General features: G+C 48.5%; 23 protein-coding genes and 1 pseudogene. 8 read left to right on the top strand and 16 right to left on the bottom strand.

Annotated features, from left to right (window positions below; genetic code table 11):
• Positions 1–38: 38 nt before the first annotated feature.
• The 4 genes from JZI27_RS01715 to JZI27_RS01700 all read right to left on the bottom strand — a co-directional run bounded on the left by JZI27_RS01715 (position 39) and on the right by JZI27_RS01700 (position 4,133).
• A complete protein-coding gene (locus JZI27_RS01715) occupies positions 39–1,373 on the bottom strand; it encodes a sodium-dependent transporter (protein WP_280206484.1) in 1,335 nt (444 codons plus the stop codon).
• A gap of 186 nt (positions 1,374–1,559) precedes the next feature.
• Positions 1,560–1,841: an Fpa/YlaN family protein gene (locus JZI27_RS01710; RefSeq protein ID WP_122908500.1), complete on the bottom strand. Its 282-nt coding sequence runs from the start codon at positions 1,839–1,841 to the stop codon at positions 1,560–1,562.
• Positions 1,842–1,934: 93 nt separating this feature from the next.
• Positions 1,935–2,867, bottom strand: coding sequence for a glutaminase A (gene glsA, locus JZI27_RS01705; RefSeq protein ID WP_280206482.1), 933 nt, complete (start codon positions 2,865–2,867; stop codon positions 1,935–1,937).
• A 75-nt stretch (positions 2,868–2,942) separates the two neighbouring features.
• A complete protein-coding gene (locus JZI27_RS01700) occupies positions 2,943–4,133 on the bottom strand; it encodes a MalY/PatB family protein (protein ID WP_280206480.1) in 1,191 nt (396 codons plus the stop codon).
• A gap of 145 nt (positions 4,134–4,278) precedes the next feature.
• On the opposite strand from JZI27_RS01700, the gene JZI27_RS01695 reads away from it, so the two are divergent.
• Positions 4,279–4,794: a hypothetical protein gene (locus JZI27_RS01695; protein WP_122908503.1), complete on the top strand. Its 516-nt coding sequence runs from the start codon at positions 4,279–4,281 to the stop codon at positions 4,792–4,794.
• Positions 4,795–4,879: 85 nt separating this feature from the next.
• Here the strand turns inward: JZI27_RS01695 and sda are convergent, their stop codons facing one another.
• Together sda and JZI27_RS01685 are read right to left on the bottom strand one after the other, a co-directional pair.
• Positions 4,880–5,008: a sporulation histidine kinase inhibitor Sda gene (gene sda, locus JZI27_RS01690; protein ID WP_276531803.1), complete on the bottom strand. Its 129-nt coding sequence runs from the start codon at positions 5,006–5,008 to the stop codon at positions 4,880–4,882.
• 293 nt (positions 5,009–5,301) lie between these two features.
• Entirely contained in the window at positions 5,302–6,513 is a 1,212-nt protein-coding gene (locus JZI27_RS01685) for an ornithine--oxo-acid transaminase (RefSeq protein WP_122908505.1), read from the bottom strand.
• Positions 6,514–6,776: 263 nt separating this feature from the next.
• Between JZI27_RS01685 and JZI27_RS01680 the strand changes: the two genes are divergently transcribed.
• A complete protein-coding gene (locus tag JZI27_RS01680; RefSeq protein WP_280206476.1) occupies positions 6,777–8,195 on the top strand; it encodes a sigma-54 interaction domain-containing protein in 1,419 nt (472 codons plus the stop codon).
• Positions 8,196–8,467: 272 nt separating this feature from the next.
• Here the strand turns inward: JZI27_RS01680 and JZI27_RS01675 are convergent, their stop codons facing one another.
• Positions 8,468–9,685 (bottom strand): MDR family MFS transporter, encoded by a 1,218-nt coding sequence (locus JZI27_RS01675; protein WP_280206475.1) that lies wholly within the window; start codon positions 9,683–9,685, stop codon positions 8,468–8,470.
• A 133-nt stretch (positions 9,686–9,818) separates the two neighbouring features.
• On the opposite strand from JZI27_RS01675, the gene JZI27_RS01670 reads away from it, so the two are divergent.
• Positions 9,819–10,700, top strand: coding sequence for a LysR family transcriptional regulator (locus JZI27_RS01670; protein WP_122908507.1), 882 nt, complete (start codon positions 9,819–9,821; stop codon positions 10,698–10,700).
• 7 nt (positions 10,701–10,707) lie between these two features.
• On the opposite strand, the gene JZI27_RS01665 is transcribed toward JZI27_RS01670, so the two are convergent.
• Genes JZI27_RS01665 through JZI27_RS01655 form a run of 3 tightly spaced genes read right to left on the bottom strand, consistent with a single transcriptional unit; the run spans position 10,708 to position 11,661 of the window.
• Positions 10,708–10,878, bottom strand: coding sequence for a phosphatase PAP2 family protein (locus tag JZI27_RS01665; RefSeq protein ID WP_338075387.1), 171 nt, complete (start codon positions 10,876–10,878; stop codon positions 10,708–10,710).
• Positions 10,823–11,212: a hypothetical protein gene (locus tag JZI27_RS01660; protein WP_280206472.1), complete on the bottom strand. Its 390-nt coding sequence runs from the start codon at positions 11,210–11,212 to the stop codon at positions 10,823–10,825. Before JZI27_RS01660 ends, JZI27_RS01665 begins: the two co-directional genes overlap by 56 nt.
• Complete coding sequence (locus JZI27_RS01655; protein ID WP_251244281.1) at positions 11,209–11,661, bottom strand: DUF188 domain-containing protein; 453 nt, start codon at positions 11,659–11,661, stop codon at positions 11,209–11,211. Before JZI27_RS01655 ends, JZI27_RS01660 begins: the two co-directional genes overlap by 4 nt.
• A gap of 73 nt (positions 11,662–11,734) precedes the next feature.
• Between JZI27_RS01655 and JZI27_RS01650 the strand changes: the two genes are divergently transcribed.
• Complete coding sequence (locus tag JZI27_RS01650) at positions 11,735–12,061, top strand: hypothetical protein (RefSeq protein ID WP_122908509.1); 327 nt, start codon at positions 11,735–11,737, stop codon at positions 12,059–12,061.
• 96 nt (positions 12,062–12,157) lie between these two features.
• On the opposite strand, the gene JZI27_RS01645 is transcribed toward JZI27_RS01650, so the two are convergent.
• Positions 12,158–13,084 (bottom strand): S8 family peptidase, encoded by a 927-nt coding sequence (locus JZI27_RS01645; protein ID WP_122908510.1) that lies wholly within the window; start codon positions 13,082–13,084, stop codon positions 12,158–12,160.
• 185 nt (positions 13,085–13,269) lie between these two features.
• On the opposite strand from JZI27_RS01645, the gene JZI27_RS01640 reads away from it, so the two are divergent.
• Positions 13,270–13,500: a stage VI sporulation protein F gene (locus tag JZI27_RS01640; RefSeq protein WP_245996671.1), complete on the top strand. Its 231-nt coding sequence runs from the start codon at positions 13,270–13,272 to the stop codon at positions 13,498–13,500.
• Positions 13,501–13,624: 124 nt separating this feature from the next.
• Here JZI27_RS01640 and JZI27_RS01635 read toward each other — a convergent pair whose 3' ends face one another.
• From JZI27_RS01635 to rnz, 4 genes and pseudogenes are all read right to left on the bottom strand, one after another.
• A complete protein-coding gene (locus JZI27_RS01635; RefSeq protein ID WP_122908512.1) occupies positions 13,625–13,720 on the bottom strand; it encodes a YjcZ family sporulation protein in 96 nt (31 codons plus the stop codon).
• Positions 13,721–13,933: 213 nt separating this feature from the next.
• A complete protein-coding gene (locus tag JZI27_RS01630) occupies positions 13,934–14,545 on the bottom strand; it encodes a YczE/YyaS/YitT family protein (RefSeq protein WP_276531806.1) in 612 nt (203 codons plus the stop codon).
• Between the two features lie 87 nt (positions 14,546–14,632).
• Positions 14,633–14,863: a hypothetical protein gene (locus tag JZI27_RS01625; RefSeq protein WP_280206464.1), complete on the bottom strand. Its 231-nt coding sequence runs from the start codon at positions 14,861–14,863 to the stop codon at positions 14,633–14,635.
• A 40-nt stretch (positions 14,864–14,903) separates the two neighbouring features.
• A pseudogene (rnz, locus tag JZI27_RS01620) lies at positions 14,904–15,874 on the bottom strand (ribonuclease Z).
• Between the two features lie 142 nt (positions 15,875–16,016).
• Here rnz and JZI27_RS01615 point away from each other — a divergent pair.
• The 3 genes from JZI27_RS01615 to JZI27_RS01605 are packed head-to-tail and all read left to right on the top strand — an operon-like array spanning position 16,017 to position 18,606.
• Positions 16,017–17,009: an ABC transporter substrate-binding protein gene (locus JZI27_RS01615; RefSeq protein ID WP_122908559.1), complete on the top strand. Its 993-nt coding sequence runs from the start codon at positions 16,017–16,019 to the stop codon at positions 17,007–17,009.
• Positions 17,010–17,015: 6 nt separating this feature from the next.
• Positions 17,016–17,819: an ABC transporter ATP-binding protein gene (locus JZI27_RS01610; protein ID WP_251244304.1), complete on the top strand. Its 804-nt coding sequence runs from the start codon at positions 17,016–17,018 to the stop codon at positions 17,817–17,819.
• Complete coding sequence (locus tag JZI27_RS01605; protein WP_251244284.1) at positions 17,800–18,606, top strand: ABC transporter permease; 807 nt, start codon at positions 17,800–17,802, stop codon at positions 18,604–18,606. The genes JZI27_RS01610 and JZI27_RS01605 overlap by 20 nt, the downstream gene beginning before the upstream one ends.
• 76 nt (positions 18,607–18,682) lie before the next feature.
• Here JZI27_RS01605 and JZI27_RS01600 read toward each other — a convergent pair whose 3' ends face one another.
• The gene (locus JZI27_RS01600; protein WP_251244285.1) at positions 18,683–19,618 is read right to left on the bottom strand and encodes a cation diffusion facilitator family transporter; all 936 of its coding nucleotides are present in this window, start codon (positions 19,616–19,618) and stop codon (positions 18,683–18,685) included.
• Positions 19,619–19,713 lie beyond the last annotated feature (95 nt).

Here is a 19,713-nt window from a genome sequence, read left to right as displayed (position 1 = left end):
TGAAAAAAGGACTGCTCCGTTGGCAGTCCTTTTCACGGTTAAAATACACCCAGCATATGCAGGAACACAAGGATAATAGCGATTGGGGCTACATATTTGAGCAGCATGAGCCAAAGAAGGAACATCTTTTTCCCGATGGAGGTTGTAGCCTGCAGTTCCTCGATCAGTACGGCTCTCTTCATTTTGAACGGTACGAAGATCGCGATTAAAAGAGCCCCCAGCGGCAGTAGAATATTGCTTACGAGGTAATCCGCCGCGTCGAAGATGGACTTGCCAAAAAGCTGGATATCAGCGAGCAGTCCATAGGAAAGAGCCGACGGGATACCCGCCAGAAAGATCAGGAATCCAATGACCCAGGATAGCTTCTTCCGCTTCTGCTCGTCTCCTTTGGCTATGGACGCAACGATGATTTCCAGTAGCGAAAAGGCAGAAGTCAAGGTCGCAAACAGGAACAGCGCTAAAAAGATCAGGAGAAACAAGCTGCCGAGCGGAATTTGTTCAAAGACGGAGGGCAAGACAATAAATAGCAAGCCTGGCCCCGCCGTTGGTTCCACCCCCAAAGAGAACACGGCAGGAAATATCGCTAGACCGGCAAAGAGGGAGACCAACAGATTCAATCCGACAATAGAACCTGCCGATCGCACCAGATTTTCATTTTTCGCGAGGTAGGAGCTGTACGTCACCATTACGGATACCCCCACACTCAAGGAGAAAAACGACTGGCCCATCGCGTAGAGAATCGCTTCTGCATTCAGCTTGGAGAAGTCCGGCAGCAGGAAAAAGGCGACCCCTTCCATCGCACCCTCCAGCGTCAGGGAGCGAATCATGAGAACCAGAAAAAGAATAAACAAAGACGGCATCATGTATTTGTTCGCGGACTCAATCCCGTTTTGCACGCCACGGGCGACCACCCATGAAGTGATCAGCATAAAAGCAAATTGTGCCGAAACAGCTCCTGCCGGATGGCCAATCACTTCTCTAAACAAAGCTTCATACGGCTGACCCATCAATTGGCCTGTAAAAGCGCGAATCAGATAGATGAGGATCCATCCGCCCACTACACTATAGAAGGAGAGTAGAATAAACGACGTGGCTACTCCAAGACGTCCAACCCAAGGCCAAAGCGTCCCCGGCGCAATCGCTTTGTACGCTGAAATTGCCTCTTTTTGGGTACTTCGGCCAATGGTAAACTCCGCCAGCAGCAGCGGCAGCCCAATCACGATGGTAAACAGCAGAAACAAAAGGAAAAACGCACCTCCCCCGCTCGTTCCTGCTACGTACGGAAATTTCCAGATGGCCCCCAAACCGATTGCCGAGCCGGCAGCTGCCAGGATAAAGCCTAATCTGTTCGTCCACTGCTCCTTTTGATTCATTGAATTGTGCACTCCTCTGTTGATTCTAGGTTGGTATTGAAAAATGAAAAACTCGCTCCACAAGGGAACGAGTTCTAATCTCGCGGTTGACCAATAAAACAAATCTACTGTAGTGGATTTTGTAAGGGATTACAATGCTTATTTTTGTCCAAATGAAAAACGAGGATGCATGCTGCTTCCTCGTTTTTACTTGTTGTTAAACATTTCATGAAGGTCGGCCAGCTTGCGCTCCAGTGAGCCCATGATTTCGCGACCAATCTCTTCTTCTATCAAACCGAGTCGTACCGCGTACTCTACTTCTCTTGAGAGCCCGAACATTTGCGTATCCAGTACTTCCTCATAAAGTGGGCACTGCGGCATGGTCAGGTTTTCCATCTGTACGTCGATCAGTTTAAAAATCTTGTCGGCGTCTGCTTGTAGCAACGCTAGCGCTTTTTGTTCCAGATCGATTACCTTTAATTCTGTCAAAACCTATCCCTCCGTTTGCCTCCATCCTTATCATCCATAGTACGCGATTCTGGGCGATTTGAAAAGGGGAGAAGAAGGATGAATTGCAACTAGCTAAAAGATACCAAGTTTCCACTCTCGCGACAACTGCTCCAGCAGCTTGACCCCTGCAACCGAATTTCCCTTGTCGTCGAGGGCTGGACCGAAGACTCCGATGCCCATACGATGAGGAACTGTAGCCAAAATCCCGCCTGCTACACCACTTTTGGCCGGAATACCTACATCGATCGCAAACTCCCCCGAAGCGTTGTACATGCCGCAAGTAACCATGAAGGTCTTGCAAATTCTCGCAATTGCTTGAGGAAATAGTTGTTCGCCTGTACAGCGGTCAAATCCATCAGCAGCCAAAACCATTCCCATGCGAGCCACCTCTTGGGCGGTCACCTCTATTGCACAATGCCGAAAGTATAGATCAAGGGTCTCATCTACATCAGCGGTAAGGACGCCACTGTCTTTTAAAAACCAGGCCAAGGCCCGATTGCGATCCGCTGTTTTTTTCTCAGAGCTGTAAACTTCTTCGTTCACCCGGATTTCAGGATTTCCTGTCATTTTACGCAGCAAATCCAGGATGCAGTCTAGACGTGCCTCCACGTCCTTCCCCTGAATCATTCCCGCTACGGCAATAGCTCCTGCATTGATCATAGGATTGAGAGGCTTGTGTGGCTTGATCGTCTCCAATTTGATGATGGAGTTGAACGGATCGCCAGTCGGCTCTTTTCCCACGCGCGAAAACACTTCATTCGGCCCGTTCTGGCACAAGGCAACAATTAATGAAAAAAGTTTGGAAATGCTTTGCAAGGTAAAGCATACATCCGTATCACCCGTATTCAGAAACGTCCCGTCCGGCAAGCATACACTAACCCCTAATTGCCCCGGGTCCTGTTTGGCTAATTCCGGTATGTAGGCAGCCACCCGCCCACGATCCACAAACGCTTTGCCTGTGCTCCATGCTGCTTCCAACTGTTTTTGATCATACTGGTTGTTCATCACAGAACCTCTCAATCGACGACTAGTTTGTGAAATTGATTGTAAAGATGTAAAATCCCCCTGTCAAACGATGTTCTACCTTGAGAGCTCTACATGCTCAAGTACAGCCTTTTCCAATCGTTCCAGCGCCTCTTGAAGCAAGGCACGAGGACATGCGTAGTTGATTCGGCAAAACCCATTGCCTGCTTGTCCAAAAATCTCGCCGTCCTGCATGCCGATGCGAGCTTTTTGCTGCAGCAATTGGAGCAAGTCTTTCTGTGGCAAGTTCAGCTTGCGAAAGTCTATCCAGCCCAAATACGTCGCTTCAGGTACACGCATGGAAACCTGCGGCAGCCTTTCTTGCAGAAACTGATGGATGAACTTCGCATTTTCATGCAGATACGGAAGCAGCTGATCGAGCCATTCTTCCCCATGCTGGTACGCAGCGATGGTCGCTTCGATTCCAAAAATATTGACGAGCTCGTGACCCATACAGGCTGCTGTTGTCTTAAAAGCTCTTAGCAATTCACTGTTTTGCGTCAACACAAAGGAAGTGAACAAGCCTGCTATATTAAAAGTCTTACTTGCCGCCAGCAATGTCACACTTTGGTTGGCAAGCTCGGATGGTAAAGCGTAGTAAGGGGTGTGGCTGCCTTTTTCATACACGAGATCGGCGTGAATCTCGTCGGAGATGACCAGAACACCATATTTCACGCACAGCTCGCCCATACGAATGAGTTCGTCACGCGTCCACACTCGTCCCACCGGATTGTGCGGACTGCAAAGCAGCAGCAGCTTGGCTTGGGGATCCCGCAGCTTGGCTTCCAGATCGTCCCAATCGATTTCGTAGCGACCATCCTTCTCCAGTAGCAGATTCTCCACCACCTGGCGTCCGCGATGTTCCACTGCCGAGAAAAAGGGATGGTAGACCGGCGGCTGTACGACTATTTTATCCCCTGGGGAGGTAAAGGCATCGATGGCTACATGCATGGCTGGAATGACACCCGCGATACTGGTCATCCAGCTCGTCTCCACTTCTACAGCGAAGCGCCGATGAATCCATTCTTTTAACGAACCGAAAAAAGCATCTGGCTTGATGCCATACCCGTAAATGGGGTGTGCCGCACGTTTGGAAAGAGCCTCCGTAATTGCAGGTAGGCAGGTGAAGTCCATATCCGCTACCCACAGAGGAATCATCCCTTCCCGGTTATATTCCGGTTGATTAGATTCCCACTTCAGACTGTCCGTTCCCTTGCGATCTACTACCGCATCAAAAACGTACTTCATATTGCCATCCCCATTTCTGATTTTTCTGTTAACAGAATATACCTTCTATTGGTATTTTCACAAGTAGATTCCCAATTTGCCTGCACTTCTTTTCCTAGGGTACAATGAAAGGGAAAAAATGATTCTACATTCGGAGGAATACCTCATGTCTGAAGTGATTGTGTTCAAAGGAGCTGTCTCCTTCCCCATTACCCTGGATCCTACCGTCTGGATTTTTGACGATCGGAAAATTGACTTGAGCACCTATACAGGTGAAGGCGATTCTGCTGATTCCGGAAAAGCCAAGTACCTGAAGGGCACCGGAGCCCAGTGGGATAAAGAGCTTGCAGAAGGCGCCCAGCTGCCGTCAGAGAGGCCAACCAGTCTGGTAGAAGCACGAAAAGCGCTGGAAGGTGACTACGGGATGCGTCTTGATCCGTTCATCACGAACGCTCAACCGTTGCCTGAAGCTACGCATGTCCGTCTTCATCGAGAAAACCAGGAGCCTATTACGTTGACAATTGCAGAAGCGAGAAACGCAATCCTGCAATTTTCACGTGACGGGAAACCAATCCGTGAGAACGGACCCGTCTATTTTTATCTGCCTGAAATGCTGCTTGCCAAGGAAGCTCCAATCGAAGGGATCACGATCATCGAGTTCGTCCAAAATCCTGAGAGCTAATTGCCAATACAGTATGGAAAAAAGCCATCCTTTTGATTCAATCGGATGGCTTTTTTACGTCTCATTTTCCGCTTTCTATGAACAATCAAGCACTCGCTTTGGAAATTCGTATGTTACGTTGTTTCAATTCCTGGCTCAGTAGTTCAATAAAAGCAGCATCTAGTTGAAGGTCGATAGCACGATGATATACCTCTATCAACATTTGATCGCTCATGTATTTCACCCTTGCTCACCTCCAGCTTTCTGATGAACCCATTTTATCAAAAGCTTGTACATCGAACAATCGTTCCTCTATCCACAAGCCTTGTGGACATCGTGTGGGTATCTTGTGGGCAAACTGTGCGCAAGTTCCGAAAACCCATTTGCCTCTATGTGAATATCCAAATCGAAGATATCCACAATTACTCGATTTTTGTCGAAAGAAAAATATTCCTCACTACGGTTTTTCGTACAAAAATGAAAAAAGGCCTTCCCAAAAGAAGGCCTTTTTTCATTTCTCACTCCTATTTACGGTTGTGCAATCTCGGTAACATGCAAAATTTGTTTGATCCGCTCGATTGCCCAGTCCAGCTCTTCTTTGCTGATGACAAGTGGTGGAGCAAAACGAATGGTCGTTTCATGGGTTTCCTTGCAGAGCAGACCCAGCTCTTTCAGCTTTTCGCAGTATGGTCGCGCAGCTGTCGACAATTCCAGGCCAATGAATAATCCCCGACCACGAATATCCTGAATCAGTGGATTTTGAATTTCCTCCAATTTCTCCTTGAAATAAGCCCCAAGCTCCAGAGATCGTTGTACCAAGCCCTCGTCTTCCAATACGTCCATCGCCGCCACAGCAACCGCACATGCCAACGGATTACCGCCAAATGTGGAACCGTGCGAGCCTGGTTCGAAAACATTGAGAACTTCCTTGTCAGCCGCAACAGCAGAAATCGGGAGCACGCCGCCACCCAGGGCCTTGCCCATGATGTACATATCAGGCTTGACACCTTCCCAGTCGCTGGCAAACAGCTTTCCTGTTCGTCCAAATCCGGTTTGGATCTCGTCGCTTACCAGAAGGACATTGTTTTCTTTACATACATCATACGCTGCTTTCAGGAAGCCCTCAGGAGGCATGATGATCCCTGCTTCTCCTTGGATGGGTTCAAGCATAAAGGCAGCGGTATTTGGAGTAATGGCTTGTTTCAGTGCATCAATGTCTCCGTATGGAATGATCTTGAATCCTGGAGTAAAGGGACCAAAGCCGCGGCGATATTCTTCCGCTGAAGAGAAGGAAGTGACCGTGACCGTACGACCGTGAAAGTTACCTTCGCAGACAATGATTTCAGCTTTATCCGCCTCTACCTTCTTCACGTCATAGGCCCATCGCCGCACTGCTTTTATCGCGGTCTCTACCGCTTCAGCCCCTGTGTTCATCGGCAAAATCATGTCTTTGCCGGTTAAGGCTGACAGTTTTTCGTAAAAGATACCCAGCTGATCGTTGTAGAAGGCACGCGAAGTGAGTGTCACCTTGTCCGCTTGATCCTTCAGTGCAGCGATGATGCGCGGGTGACGATGTCCCTGGTTCAGTGCAGAGTATGCGCTTAGCATGTCCAGATATTTGTTGCCTTCCGGATCGTATACCCATACTCCCTCGGCACGATTAATCACGATCGGGAGTGGATGATAGTTATGCGCTCCGAATTTTTCCGTTTGCTCAATCACTGCTTTTGTATGTGTCATATTGACGACCTCCTTCAAAATGGACACTTTCCTTACTGAGTAGAGCAAGAATGATGCCAACACGACAACCAGTGCTGCAATAGGAATCCCCTACAAAAACGCAAAATTTTTTTGCTTCTATCCATGCTGCCATTTTTTGCTGCAAAAATCCTTGGCACATTTCGTAACTATGCTATGATTAAGCAATAAGAAAACCTCTATCTATCGAGGCCTTCGTCAGGCCACTCCCCCGTAACTTTTGAGGTAGAAAGCTGGTGATTCCCATGTCATCTCCCCTGCAACACCACGGACCGGATACGTTGCTTCGGATGTACGAGCATATCCTGAATGAAATCAACGAGGGTGTCCATATTATCGATCGTAACGGCACAACGATCCTTTACAACCGCAAAATGATGGAGCTGGAAGCGATGACGGCTCAGGATGTGTTGAATAAACCCTTGTCAGAGGTATTCGTCTTTCCTGAGGGTCAAGCGAGTACATTGCTCACTTGCTTGCAAACGGGCAAGAGTATCCGCAATACCAAACAAACGTACTTCAATGGAAAGCGCAAAGAAATCACGACAATCAACCATACCCTCCCCATCGTCGAGAATGGGCAGGTGATCGGAGCTGTCGAAATCGCCAACGACATCACGAAAATGGAACGGTTGATTCGTGAAAATCTCCAAGAAAAAAACGGCGCACGCTATACATTTGCTGATATCGTTGGCGACAGTTTGTCACTGCGAGAAGTAGTGGCAAATGCCAGCCGTGCAGCCCGTACCTCATCCTCTGTTCTGGTGGTCGGCGAGACAGGAGCGGGCAAGGAATTGTTTGTGCAAAGCATCCATAATGCCAGCCACCGTTCTTCCCGACCTTTTATCTCGCAAAACTGTGCTGCCCTGCCGGACACCCTGATCGAGGGACTGCTATTCGGGACTGCACGTGGTGCGTTTACAGGAGCTATAGAGCGTCCCGGTCTTTTTGAACAGGCAGAAGGTGGCACACTTTTCTTGGATGAGATCAACGCGCTTAGTATGCCTCTCCAGGCCAAATTGTTACGTGCTTTGCAGGAGAAGACCATTCGACGCATCGGCGATACCAAAGACCGCGCGATCGATGTCCGGATCATAGCAGCATTGAACGAAGATCCGATCGAGGCCATCGCCAATCAGCATTTGCGCAAAGATCTTTACTACCGCCTGGGCGTGGTCACCTTGTTCATCCCACCGCTTCGCGAACGGTTGGAGGATGTTCCGGTTCTTGTGGAGCATTTTATTCAAAAGTACAATCCGTTGTTTCAAATGGAAGTCACGGGTGTCAGTGAAGATGCGATGGCCTTTTTCATGCAGCACGACTGGCCGGGCAACATCCGTGAGCTGCAGCACTTGATCGAGGGTGCGATGAATTTGATGGGTGAGGAGACGCTGATTACGCTCGAGCATTTACCCTTGCACTTTTTGGGTCGATCACCAGCCGTAAACGTGAACAACACTGTCAGTCACACCCCATCTATTTCAACTCCGCCTTCCGGACAGCCACTCAAGGAGGTCATGGAGGATTTTGAATCCTCCTACATCCAACAGACTGTTGCCAAGCACAATGGCAATATCTCCAGAGCGGCAAAGGAGCTGCAAATCAGCAGACAAAGCTTGCAGTACCGATTGAAAAAATTGGGAATCCGCAATCCCAACGATTAGTGTAAAGGTAAAATAGAAAAGCTTGTGACGCCCTTCGAGGAGCGCACAAGCTTTTCTTTCTTTTCATCATGTTGAGTCCTATATGGAGATACTTACAATTTCTGTGACTACAACCATCGCAAATACGGCAAATCCCAGGGAACTCGTAACTAGCAGCATGAGCTTCAGTTTTTTCATATCTTCCATGAAATGGTTCCTCTCTTTCCTGCGCCAAGCGTCTATACCGTTATATACGTTTGACTACAGAAAAATGTTTCAGATCGCTCAAGTTTTCATAAATTTGCCATCTTTGTACAATCCTTTTCCATCTGATTGGTATCCTGCTCCATCTGATACAGCTTCCAGGCAACAATCAGACCGACCAAGAGACAAATGCTCCATGGCATCCACGGCATGGCCATCTCTCTGCCCAGGTCGTATACCCAGCCGCCGACAATCTGTCCGACGGAACCTCCAATGGCAACCGAGTAACCATTAAAGCCATAGTAGGCACCTACCAGCTCTTTTGGGGCAAATCTCGGTACCATCTCCACCAGGTTGGGAACAGAAATCATCGTGCCTAATGCGTAAAGGAACACATTGATGAGCATGAGCCATAGTGATTGGGTAAAAGTAAGCATGAACAGTCCGATACCCATGACCAGTGTACCGATCCCAATCAAGGTAAGTCTTTGCTGATAGCCGTCCAGCCACCGCGTGACCTGCATTTGCAGCACGATGACGGAAATGGAAACCGTCGACAGGACGACACCTACGTAAAATTTATCATGCATCACATCCTCGACAAATCGAGGGATCGTCAGGAAGATCTGCATGTTCAGATAATAGTAGCCCATCAAAATAATCGTAAAGCGTACAAAGCGTTTGTCTTTGATGACATGCGACATGCTCTCCCAAACGCTGTATCGGGTGTTCTTCGCTGCAATCGGTGGCAGTAGAAAGAACAACACGAGTCCGCAAAGGGCGAAAATACCCCCTGCAAACAAAGAAAGGTACGTAAAGTCGACCGCTGCCAGCGCAGTACCCACCAGTTGGGAGCCGACGACACCGATATTACCCAATACATTGCGGAAAGCGAATACTTCCTTGCGCACGGAATCAGGTGTATGCACAGCAAATGCGGCCGATACTGCCGGGTCAAAGAGAGAACCCCCAAGACCTGATAAAATAGCAGCGACAAAGAAATGCCACGTCTCGGTGCAATACGCAAACATGGCAAAACCAGCGGCACGTACAAGCATGCCGATGACCATCGTGCCCTTGTAGCCAAATAAATCTGCCATCGCTCCGCCCAAAAAGGCGAATCCTTGCTGTGAAAATTGCCTGACACTTAATACCAAGGCAGCCATTGCCAAGGTCCAACCGATGCTCCCGGTCAAATGTAATGTGAGATACGGGATTAACGCATAAAAGCCTAGATTCATCATGAAGGAGGTGGATAACAGCAGCTTTACAGCTAGCGGTGTCTCCCTCCATGTTTCGCGCTTCATGTCCTGTACGCCTCTCTCTCATATCTCCCGATTGATTTAGGGATACTCCCAGCTTAAAGAACAAGGTATACTTTGAGAAACGAACAAAATTGGTTATGGTTATCAAATATTTAGATAAGAGGGATTTTCCAGTATGGACTTCGAACAACTACGCGCTTTTTATACATTGGCTCAAACCAAAAACTTCACGAAAGCAGCAGAAATCCTGCATCTCGTACAATCAACGGTCACGATGCGTATCAAACAATTAGAGGAAAAAGTGGGAAAACCCCTCTTTGTTCGTGATAAACGAAGTGTCGAAATCACACAAGCGGGCTTAACACTATTGCCGTATGCCGAACGCATCCTGCAATTATCGCATGAAGCCTTAAATGAGGTCGCATCCTTGCATCCTTATGAAGACTACTTGTCCGTAGGCAGCCTGAATTCAATCTGGACCTCCATTCTCGAACCGATTTTAAAGGAATATCACTTCCGCTATCCGTCGATCGCTCTCAGCACAAAAACGGGCCGATCTTCCGATGTGATTCAATACCTGCTCGATAATGTCATCCAGATCGGCATCGTCTATGTCCCGCCGTCCTTGCCGAACTTCGACGTTATTCCCACGTGGGAAGACGAAGTGGTCCTGGTGTGCGACCCGAAGAGTACTTTTGCCGAGACCAATACCGTCGACGCGAGCGAGCTTCGCCACCTGCCCATCCTGTACATGAGCTGGGGGCCTCCATTTAATGAATGGATCCGACAAACCCTGCCGCGCAATTACGTCCCACGCCTCAATGTAGACAAAGCGGAGCTGGCGATCGATCTGGTCAAGGAAGGGTTGGGTGTGAGCCTCTTGACTCGTTCTACCGTCAAGGCTGATCTTGCCGCCGGGACACTCAAGGAACTGATCATCACGGGCAACAAACCGCCAAAACGTTCTGCCTACATCGTATTGCCTCGCGATAAAAAGAACAAGCCCAGCGTAGAAAAATGGCTGGGCTTGATGAAAGAATTCGGCTATCACACATAGCCATGATCTACCGAGTTGTTTCTAGTGGAGAGACGATCGCTGGTCGTCTCTTTTCCCATCGCTGGTAAGTGATACTAGCTCCAAAATAGAGAACCATGGAAAGACAAAAGCCAGTCAGTATATCACTCAGGTAATGAACCCCCAGATACACACGGCTCGCAGCCAATAAGAAGACCAGCGCGAACGCAACAGGCTGAATGAGCGACGACCAGCTTTTTTCCTTGTACCAGCAGAGTGAGAAAGATCGTAAGCGCTTCTGACCGATACCCCTTGAGAAAGCAAACGATCACCACGATGATTCCCAGAGGAGCCAGTGCACTCGCACCTCCCAAAAAGGTGAGTGCACTCAGAAAAGTCGTGATCCAATCCGCACGTATGACTTCCATCCATTCAAATGCGAGGCGGTCTGCTGCGGTTAGTGCACTGCTGATATGTAAACCAAGCATCAAAATAGATAAAACAGCAAAGATACCGAGCTGTAACGGCTGCACAAAATTTTTAGTTTCGCTCATAAACAAACCTCTTTCTCCATCAATGAACGCAGGGATGCTGCAAAACGCTGATCATCCTCACGCGTACGGGCAGCAGGCCCACGTGTTCTTCCTCCCCCTCTGCGATATCGGGCTTTTTCATTGCGCTCCTCCAGATGGAACTCGATTCGGTCTGGATCAAAAATCATGCCGTGCGGTGTCAGAGAAAACGCCTTTTTACCCAAAATGAGTGCAGCAAGACCGATATCCTGCGTGACGACGATATCCCCTACTCTGGTCTCGTTCGCTACCTTCATGTCGACCGCCTGCGGACCAGCGTCTACTACCGTATGGTTTTCCCCATGCAATTGATGATTGAAGCTCGCGTATGTCAAACATCTCCAGTTCAATTCCGCACTCAGTGCTTGTGCGATCGCCAGTGCCTGGCGAGGGCAAGCATCTGCATCGATCAAGATGCGACGTTCTTTCATGGGCATCCACCCTTTCCTGCGCTTTTCTCTCCCCAATCCGTCTCCATTTTTGATATGATGGGAATGGAGAGGAGTGAACGAACCATTGCGTTACCAATTTATACAAGATGAACGACTTGGCATTTCGCTGCCCATGCTCCATTTGGACTGGGACGACTATTCGAGCGAAGAGCGAGCTGACATACTCTTGGAGTGGGAGGAAATTCGAGCAACCATTCCAGATCGCATCCTCCAATTGGAAGTGATCATCATTGAAAAAACCAAGCAAATGTCAGAAGAGGAAAATTTCCTACGCTCTTGCGAATTAAACAGCGAAATCCATGAATTGGCCAGTCTCATAAATGATCTTAATATATGGTTCCGAGTACAGCAAGATCACGACACCAAAGTGCACCAATGATCTTCCTATGAACCAGCAGTTGGCGAATTGAAAAAGACATTCAAACAACGTTTGAATGTCTTTTTCGCTTTGGTCCCTCGACCACGTCACACGATTTTATACAGTTGTCGCCTTCACTTTTATCCGTCGAGCCATTTGCAGTGCCATCAGGCCAGTGACGTGTGGGGCTGCCATTGACGTCCCATTCAGCTTTCGGAATTGATTACCAGGCCACGTAGATAATATGTCTACCCCAGGGGCCCTTCGATCGGCTCCCTTGCCCCTTGAGCTGAACGATGCCAGATTGCCGTTCTGATCGATCGCACTAACTCCCACTACCCCATCGTATCTGGCGGGATATTCGACTTCTCCGCCATTGTTCCCCGCTGAAGCCACCATCACAACGCCACGGTCATTTGCCTTTTTAATGACGCGTGCGAGTGCCTCACTGTACTGCGGCATTCCAAAGCTCATGTTGACGATGTCCATTCCATTCTCGATCGACCAGTTGATGGCCCGCAGAATCGTAGCGAGGGATGACTTTCCTTCCTCGTCGAAGGCACGTATGTCATAGATATGGGACTCTGGAGAAACGCCAACGATTCCTCTTTGATTCATCTCGGCTACGATAATTCCAGCCACGTGTGTGCCGTGACCATTTTGCCTGCCGCGAACAAAGTCGACACCACCTTTGACTCGGTTCTTTAATTCAAAATGATCGCGTGAGATCCCTGTATCGATGACACCGATCTTGACTCCCGCACCCTTTCCCTTTTTCCAGCGCCGTTGTGCACCAACATACTTCACACCCCATGGGATCTCTTCTTCCGCATGCAGCTTTATTGTCAAATTTTCTTCCACAGTCGCCTTGTAGCGTTCACAGTGCTTTTGAATCAACCGATACACCTGTTGATTCACGCACATACAGGACATGTCATCGAAGCTGCGCCACGGCTTTTTTTCCTTTTGGGACCTGATTTTTCCCTGCAAGTCACGTAATATCTCGCCAAATGGCGTTTCCTGATGAAAGCTGATAATCTTCAACTCATTAGCCTCCTGTCATGCTTCTTTCTGCCTCATCCTATGTGCTTTTGACCTTGGAGGGTTGGGCATTTACACATGCCTGCCAAAATAGGCGAGAAAACCGGTGCATGTGTCCAGACAAGACAGCAGCTTCTTCCATATAACTGCATGGAGACCAGCCACCAGCATGAGAGGAGCGAATGAGCATGGGAAAAGAAAAAGCCAATGACATATTGAAGAAAATCAACAAAAAGAGCAAGAAAAAATGGAAAATGGACGATATCAAGGCACTTGGCAAGGGATATACCAAAAAAGACCTCAAGAACGGTAAGAAGTTGGATGAACTGATCAAAAAGGTAAGCAAAGCTGTAGGTGTAAAATTGAGTGACAAACAAATGTCTTCCGTTAAAAAACAAGTGCAAGATCGACTCGGATAAGATTGTTTATCATGGGGATGCAACCACACTGTGTTGCATCCCCTTTTCGCGCGATACATACAAAAATGGAGAGCCTCTCAGCTCTCCATTTTTGCAGTATTGTCAACCAGATCGCTGGTATGTCTTAATCACACGCACATGCAACGATCACGAGCAATACGAACAACACCAACACCAAAGCAAAATCGTCGAATCCAAATCCGTTAAATACACTACTCATTCGCTTTCCCTCCTTTATCGGCAACTAGTCATACTGTATGTGCGGATCGTCAATCCTGATTGGACTCCCGCCTACATGCGTGCCCGTTTTTGGACGCATACCCTCAGTGCCGATTAGAAAACTTGGCCCCGCCAAGCTTTTGGCGGGGCCTTAGTTGCACTTATGTCGATAGGCAAAAATTTAAATTCCTATCGACCAAAGAAAGTCATGGAATTAGCTGGCTCGACGCTCTACCCGCTCTGGCAGCGCGTATTGTTTTTTCATCACCATTTGCCAAAACGGAATGGTTCTTTGAATCATCGGTCCAGTCAACAACGCGATCAAGACCGTACCGACAGAAACAGGTCCACCTAATGCGGCTCCCGCGATTAGAACAGTAACCTCGATGATCAATCTTACTTTTTGGATGCTCCATCCCAGGCGCTCATTCATCGCCAGCATGAAGCTGTCTCGGGGGCCAGCTCCAAGACGTGGAGAGAGATACATGCCGATGCCTACGCCCATGATCATCATCCCCATTAAAAACATCACGGTGCGTTCGAACAAACCCTCGATTTGCGGCACGATATCCCACCACAAAATCAAATCCAGAAAACTGCCGAAACAGACCATATTCAGAAACATGCCAAATGTAGGCTTTATCTTGGCGAGCAAATAAGAGGACAAGATAACGACAACCCCAACAATTTGCGACCATATTCCAATCGTTAGACCAAACGTTTTCTGCAGACCAATATGAAAAGTATCCCAAGGCGCTACTCCCATGTTTGCCTGAATGGTCAGAACGCACCCGAAGGCTCCGATAAAGAGCCCCAGCATAAACATGCCATAGCGTATCACAATGGACCTGCTGATCCGTATACCGGACACTGCCTTTCACCTTTCCTCTCCTCTTAAACCCCTCTATCTCTACTAAATGCTCTTCCAGCCTGCGATGACCTCAAAGAAAATTCCATCCTTGCGGTAATACGCCTCAGGCTTGTCGTAATCCAGGTAGGTCGCTGCCTCCTGGAGGCGATCACCCGACAAAATCACTTGGCGCTGCTTATTGGCAGCGTCCCTGTATTCAATAACCAGATTCACTTCTTCTTGCAGGCAGTGTGCCACCAGCTCTTCCGGTGTTGTGAAGGTAATCCGTTTCATACCCCTCTTTCCTTTCTTACGTCCTGTTAATGATCATTCATTATAACAGGGATCGTTCCTTTCTCCCATCGTTTTTCGCACTCTCTTGACTGGCAGACTATAGAAATCCGCTGCCAGGGTCGTAGCAGGAAAACGCTCTCTCGCCTCAGCCAACAGATCTTCCATCGTAAAGTCCCCTTCTTCATCCTCATAACGCGGACTAAAGTGGGTCAAGCAGAGCATTTTCACGCCTGCTTTGCTCGCCAGCTTGGCGGCTTCCTGGGCTGTCGAATGACCGCTGCGAACAGCCAAATCCTTATCCCGCTGCGCATACGTCGCCTCATGAACCAGCAAATCAGCATCCTGAGCAAGTTCAAGAACGGATTGACAAGGCTCGGTATCCCCGCTAATCACGATTTTTCGTCCTGGCTGTGCTTCCCCTACAAAATCCTTCCCGTCAAGCATCCGACCATCGGGCAGCACGACCTGCTCTCCTCGTTTCAATGCACCATAAAGAGGCCCAGAAGGCACCCCCATCTGTTTGGCAAGCTCAACCTGGAATGCGCCCGGCTTCTCTTTTTCTTGCACGGCATAAGCAAAGGACTGCACCCGATGCTTGGCCGGACTGCAGGTCACGATAACCTCGTCATCCTCATAGACAACACCCTCGCTCACGATATGGATCTGCAAAGGATAGTGCAGATGGACAGGACTGACCTCCATGATCGTGCGATAATAACGATCCAAGCCTGGGGGTCCGTACAGATCGAGCTGCGATGCTTCCCCGTTGCGCAGCGATCGGCTGGCCAACAATCCAATCAGGCCATACAGATGGTCACCGTGCAGATGCGTAATGAAGATTTTTTCCAACTGACTGATTTTCATCGGCGCCCGAAGCAATTGATGCTGGGTCCCTTCTCCGCAGTCAAAAAGCCACCATTTTCCTGCTTGCATAAAGCGAAGTCCAATCGCGCTCACATTCCGCTTGGTTGTGGGTGCTCCGGAACCTGTTCCCAAAAAAGTAAGTATCACGACTTCTTGTCTCCTTTTGCTTCAATGCGTCCACACTGTCGTTTGTTCAGGCGCCTGTCCCTTCATCTGGGCATTCACCCTTTTTTCCATCATCGCATACCTTACCACAGACAACAAACCTAGCAAGGAGGGACTTTGGATGATGAAACGTCTTCTCTCTCTGGGTATGGCTATCGGCCTTGTGGGAATGGCCATCTTGAGTGGTTGCTCAAGTGCCCCAGAAAAAATTCGTATCGGTGAAGTGACTCGCTCCCTGTTCTACGCGCCCTTGTATGTAGCCTTGGAAAAGGGCTTCTTTCAAGAAGAGGGATTGGATGTAGAGCTGTCCACCATTCCTGGCGGAGACAAAGTCATGTCCGCCTTACTCTCGGATGGCATCGATGTGGCGCTCGTTGGTTCCGAAACGAGTATATACGTCGCACAGCAAGGAGCGGCTGATCCAGTCATCAACTTCGCGCAATTGACACAGACAGACGGCACGTTCCTCGTCGCACGTGAAAAAACCGATTCCTTTTCGTTTGATCAACTGAAAGGCACGGTCTTCCTCGGCCAGCGCAAAGGCGGCATGCCTCAGATGGTTGGCGAATACGTGCTGAAAAAGCACCAAATCAACCCGCAAAGCGATCTGGAGCTGATCCAGAACATCGAATTTAAAAACATTGCCGCTTCCTTTGCATCTGGTACCGGAAAGTACGTACAGTTGTTCGAACCGGAAGCCTCTCGTTTTGAGCAGGAAGGCATCGGTCATGTCGTCGCTTCGTTTGGCAAGGAAAGCGGCACAGTGCCGTATACCGTGTTTATGACCAAGCAAAGCACAATCGACAAAAACCCGACTGCTATCCAAAAGTTTACCAATGCCGTTTACAAAGGGCAACAATGGGTTGCCAGCCATTCACCCAAGGAAACCGCGGATACCATCGCCAAGTACTTCGAGCAGATCAAACCGGAAATCATGGAAAGTGCCGTTAAACGCTATCTGGAGCAAGGCTCCTATGCCACAGATCCGATTTTGGATGAAGCAGAATGGAAGCAGCTCCAGGACATCATGGATTCCGCAGGAGAGCTGAAAGGCCCCGCCGATTACGCCAAACTGGTGAATACGACCTTTGCCAAAGCTGCTATAGAAGGGAAGTAGACCATGATGAACAAGACTCCTTCTACGCCGGCCAAAATTGAACTCGGCCACGTGACCCATCTCTATCTATCCTCGAACAGGGCATTCATGGCGGTCAAGGACATTAACCTACGCGTGGAGGAAGGCGAGTTCATTTGTCTGGTCGGTCCCAGTGGTTGTGGTAAAACCACGCTGCTCTCCTTGATTGCCGGATTGGAGCAGCCTACATCCGGCAAGATTCTCATTGATGGCAACAGGGTCACCGGGACATCCTCACAAGTAGGCTATATGCTTCAGCAGGATTACTTATTCAACTGGCGCAGTATCGAGGATAACGTATTCCTCGGCCTGGAGATCAAGGGAATACGGAACAAAGAAACCGAGGAGTACGCCTTGCACTTGCTCGATGAAATGGAATTGATTGATGTCCGCAAGTCATCTCCGACGCAGTTGTCAGGAGGAATGAGACAGCGCGTCGCTCTCGTTCGCACCCTCGCCTGTCAGCCGCAAATTCTGCTACTCGACGAGCCATTCTCCGCTCTCGACTACCACACCAAATTAAAGCTGGAAGACCTGGTGTTTACCACACTGCGGCGGCATAAAAAAACCGCGATTTTGGTAACACATGATCTGTCTGAATCGATTGCGCTTGGTGATCGGGTGCTGATTTTTTCCAAAAATCCCGGTCAAGTGCGAACGGAACTCACGATTCCAGCTCCGATTCGCCATGCACTGCCTTTTGAAGCACGAAACCAAGAGGGCTTTTCAGATCTGTTCCAATACGTGTGGAAAGAGATGGAGGTGTTGTCCGATGCAGTCAAAGGAGATTGAAGCCGTCCATCAACGCTACCTGAAAAAAGAAGGGAGAACACGCTCCTGGGTTTTCATTACGCAAATCCTTCTCTTTCTGGTATTCATAGGGCTTTGGGAAGTGCTGTCGCGAACAAATATAATCAACTCCCTAATCTTTAGCTATCCGTCCAAAATCATCGCTCTCCTATGGACGCAGCTGGCAGAGGGCAGTCTGCTCCCTCATGTCGGCATGACGGTGTGGGAAACGGTCGTAGGCTTTGTACTCGGCACTTTGATTGGTACCGTGATCGCAACCGTGATCTGGTGGTCCCCCTTCTTGTCTCGCGTACTAGAGCCCTATCTGGTCATCGCCAACAGTATGCCAAAGGTTGCCCTTGGCCCCGTCTTTATCGTCCTGTTCGGCCCTGGCCTGGTCTCGGTCATCGCGATGGGGTTAGCCATCTCCGTGATTATTACAACCATCAATATCTACACCAGCTTTCGGGAGGTCAACCCGAACTTCGTAAAGGTCGTCCAAACGCTAGGCGGCAACAAACGGCAAATCTTCACGTCCGTGATCCTGCCTGCTACGATTCCTACCATTTTGGCGACCTTGAAGGTAAATGTCGGTCTTTCCTGGGTAGGTGTGATCGTCGGAGAATTCCTTGTATCGCAAATTGGATTGGGCTACCTGATTATTTATGGCTTCCAGGTTTTCAATTTTACCCTGGTCATGATGAGCCTCGCCATCATCGCTGTCGTCGCAACCTTGATGTACCAAGGCGTAGCGTATTTAGAACGGCGGCTCACCAGCCAGTTTAAATAGATTGATTCACAAAAACGGTGCTGTCTCGTACTCACATACGGACAGCACCGTTCCCTTTCACCCGATACGATTCAGATTAAGCTTGCTGAAGTAAAAACTTTTTACCATATTCCCCGTGGTCCAGAATGGCCGGATCTTCGATTTGAATTGTAGAATGCTTGATACCGTACTTGGTCTTGAGCAGATGGTTGATGGCCATAATCACGCAATATGGTTGAATATTTTCTCTCACAAAGACGTGAGCGGTCAACGAGTAATGATCCGTAGTCACTGCCCACAAATGAAGCTCATGGACGTCCTCTACCCCTTCGACCATACTGATATCTTCGCGGATTTTATCCAGGTCGAATTTCTCAGGTACAGATTCCATCAATACAGCGAACGACTCGCGAATGATCTTCGCCCCTCCGATGAAGATAATTCCTCCAATCACCATACTGATCAACGGGTCAAAGATGTAAATACCCGTAAAGTAAATCAATACAGCGGAAGCAATGACTCCGATCGAGCTGAGCAAATCTCCGATAAAGTGCCAGAGCGCGCTTTTCACGTTGAGGTTTTCTTCATCTTTTATACTGCGGCTTAAGACGATGGTCAGGACGATGTTTACAATCAAGCCGATGGAAGCAATGATCAGCATCAGCTGCAGATCTACATCCTGTGGATGGATCATTCGTTTAATACCTTCGACAAAGATTCCGATTGCAATAATCGACAGAGCTAATCCATTCAAAAACGAAGCGATAATCTCGAAGCGCAAGAAGCCAAAGGTGTACTTCTTATTAGGCTTGCGCGTTGCCAAGTAAATGGCAGTCATGCTCAACCCCAATGCGATGACGTCGGAGATCATGTGCGCCGAATCCGATAAGAGGGCGAGTGAATTGGAAAGCAGCCCTCCAACAACCTCCACAATCGTAAAAAATAGCGTCAGCATCAAAGTAATCCAAAGTGTTTTCTTTGATCTATGCTGCTCTTTCACATGGTTTAGGTGATGATAATCAATATTCTTCATAGGAATGCTTCCTCTCATTTAAAAATAATAACTATTATCTAATAATTAATTTAATCATACTCCATCTTTACGATTTAATCCAATGAACGTTTTAT

This window comes from Brevibacillus sp. AY1, assembly GCF_029870785.1.
Classification (GTDB): Bacteria; Bacillota; Bacilli; order Brevibacillales; family Brevibacillaceae; genus Brevibacillus; species Brevibacillus invocatus.
Note: the sequence above shows the minus strand (reverse complement) of the source record. Positions and strands in the feature narration are given on the sequence as shown.

Bases quoted from the DNA above. Each gene is read 5' to 3' on its own strand.
- JZI27_RS01615 (WP_122908559.1), top strand. From the start codon at position 16,017: ATGAAACGTCTTCTCTCTCTGGGTATGGCTATCGGCCTTGTGGGAATG.
- JZI27_RS01630 (WP_276531806.1), bottom strand. From the start codon at position 14,545: ATGTTTATGCTGGGGCTCTTTATCGGAGCCTTCGGGTGCGTTCTGACC.
- JZI27_RS01695 (WP_122908503.1), top strand. From the start codon at position 4,279: ATGTCTGAAGTGATTGTGTTCAAAGGAGCTGTCTCCTTCCCCATTACC.
- JZI27_RS01610 (WP_251244304.1), top strand. From the start codon at position 17,016: ATGAACAAGACTCCTTCTACGCCGGCCAAAATTGAACTCGGCCACGTG.
- JZI27_RS01625 (WP_280206464.1), bottom strand. From the start codon at position 14,863: ATGAAACGGATTACCTTCACAACACCGGAAGAGCTGGTGGCACACTGC.
- JZI27_RS01715 (WP_280206484.1), bottom strand. From the start codon at position 1,373: ATGAATCAAAAGGAGCAGTGGACGAACAGATTAGGCTTTATCCTGGCA.
- sda (WP_276531803.1), bottom strand. From the start codon at position 5,008: ATGAGCGATCAAATGTTGATAGAGGTATATCATCGTGCTATCGACCTT.
- JZI27_RS01670 (WP_122908507.1), top strand. From the start codon at position 9,819: ATGGACTTCGAACAACTACGCGCTTTTTATACATTGGCTCAAACCAAA.
- JZI27_RS01600 (WP_251244285.1), bottom strand. From the start codon at position 19,618: ATGAAGAATATTGATTATCATCACCTAAACCATGTGAAAGAGCAGCAT.
- JZI27_RS01675 (WP_280206475.1), bottom strand. From the start codon at position 9,685: ATGAAGCGCGAAACATGGAGGGAGACACCGCTAGCTGTAAAGCTGCTG.
- JZI27_RS01640 (WP_245996671.1), top strand. From the start codon at position 13,270: ATGGGAAAAGAAAAAGCCAATGACATATTGAAGAAAATCAACAAAAAG.
- JZI27_RS01635 (WP_122908512.1), bottom strand. From the start codon at position 13,720: ATGAGTAGTGTATTTAACGGATTTGGATTCGACGATTTTGCTTTGGTG.
- JZI27_RS01605 (WP_251244284.1), top strand. From the start codon at position 17,800: ATGCAGTCAAAGGAGATTGAAGCCGTCCATCAACGCTACCTGAAAAAA.
- JZI27_RS01685 (WP_122908505.1), bottom strand. From the start codon at position 6,513: ATGACACATACAAAAGCAGTGATTGAGCAAACGGAAAAATTCGGAGCG.
- JZI27_RS01655 (WP_251244281.1), bottom strand. From the start codon at position 11,661: ATGAAAGAACGTCGCATCTTGATCGATGCAGATGCTTGCCCTCGCCAG.
- JZI27_RS01680 (WP_280206476.1), top strand. From the start codon at position 6,777: ATGTCATCTCCCCTGCAACACCACGGACCGGATACGTTGCTTCGGATG.
- JZI27_RS01700 (WP_280206480.1), bottom strand. From the start codon at position 4,133: ATGAAGTACGTTTTTGATGCGGTAGTAGATCGCAAGGGAACGGACAGT.
- glsA (WP_280206482.1), bottom strand. From the start codon at position 2,867: ATGAACAACCAGTATGATCAAAAACAGTTGGAAGCAGCATGGAGCACA.
- JZI27_RS01660 (WP_280206472.1), bottom strand. From the start codon at position 11,212: ATGAGCGAAACTAAAAATTTTGTGCAGCCGTTACAGCTCGGTATCTTT.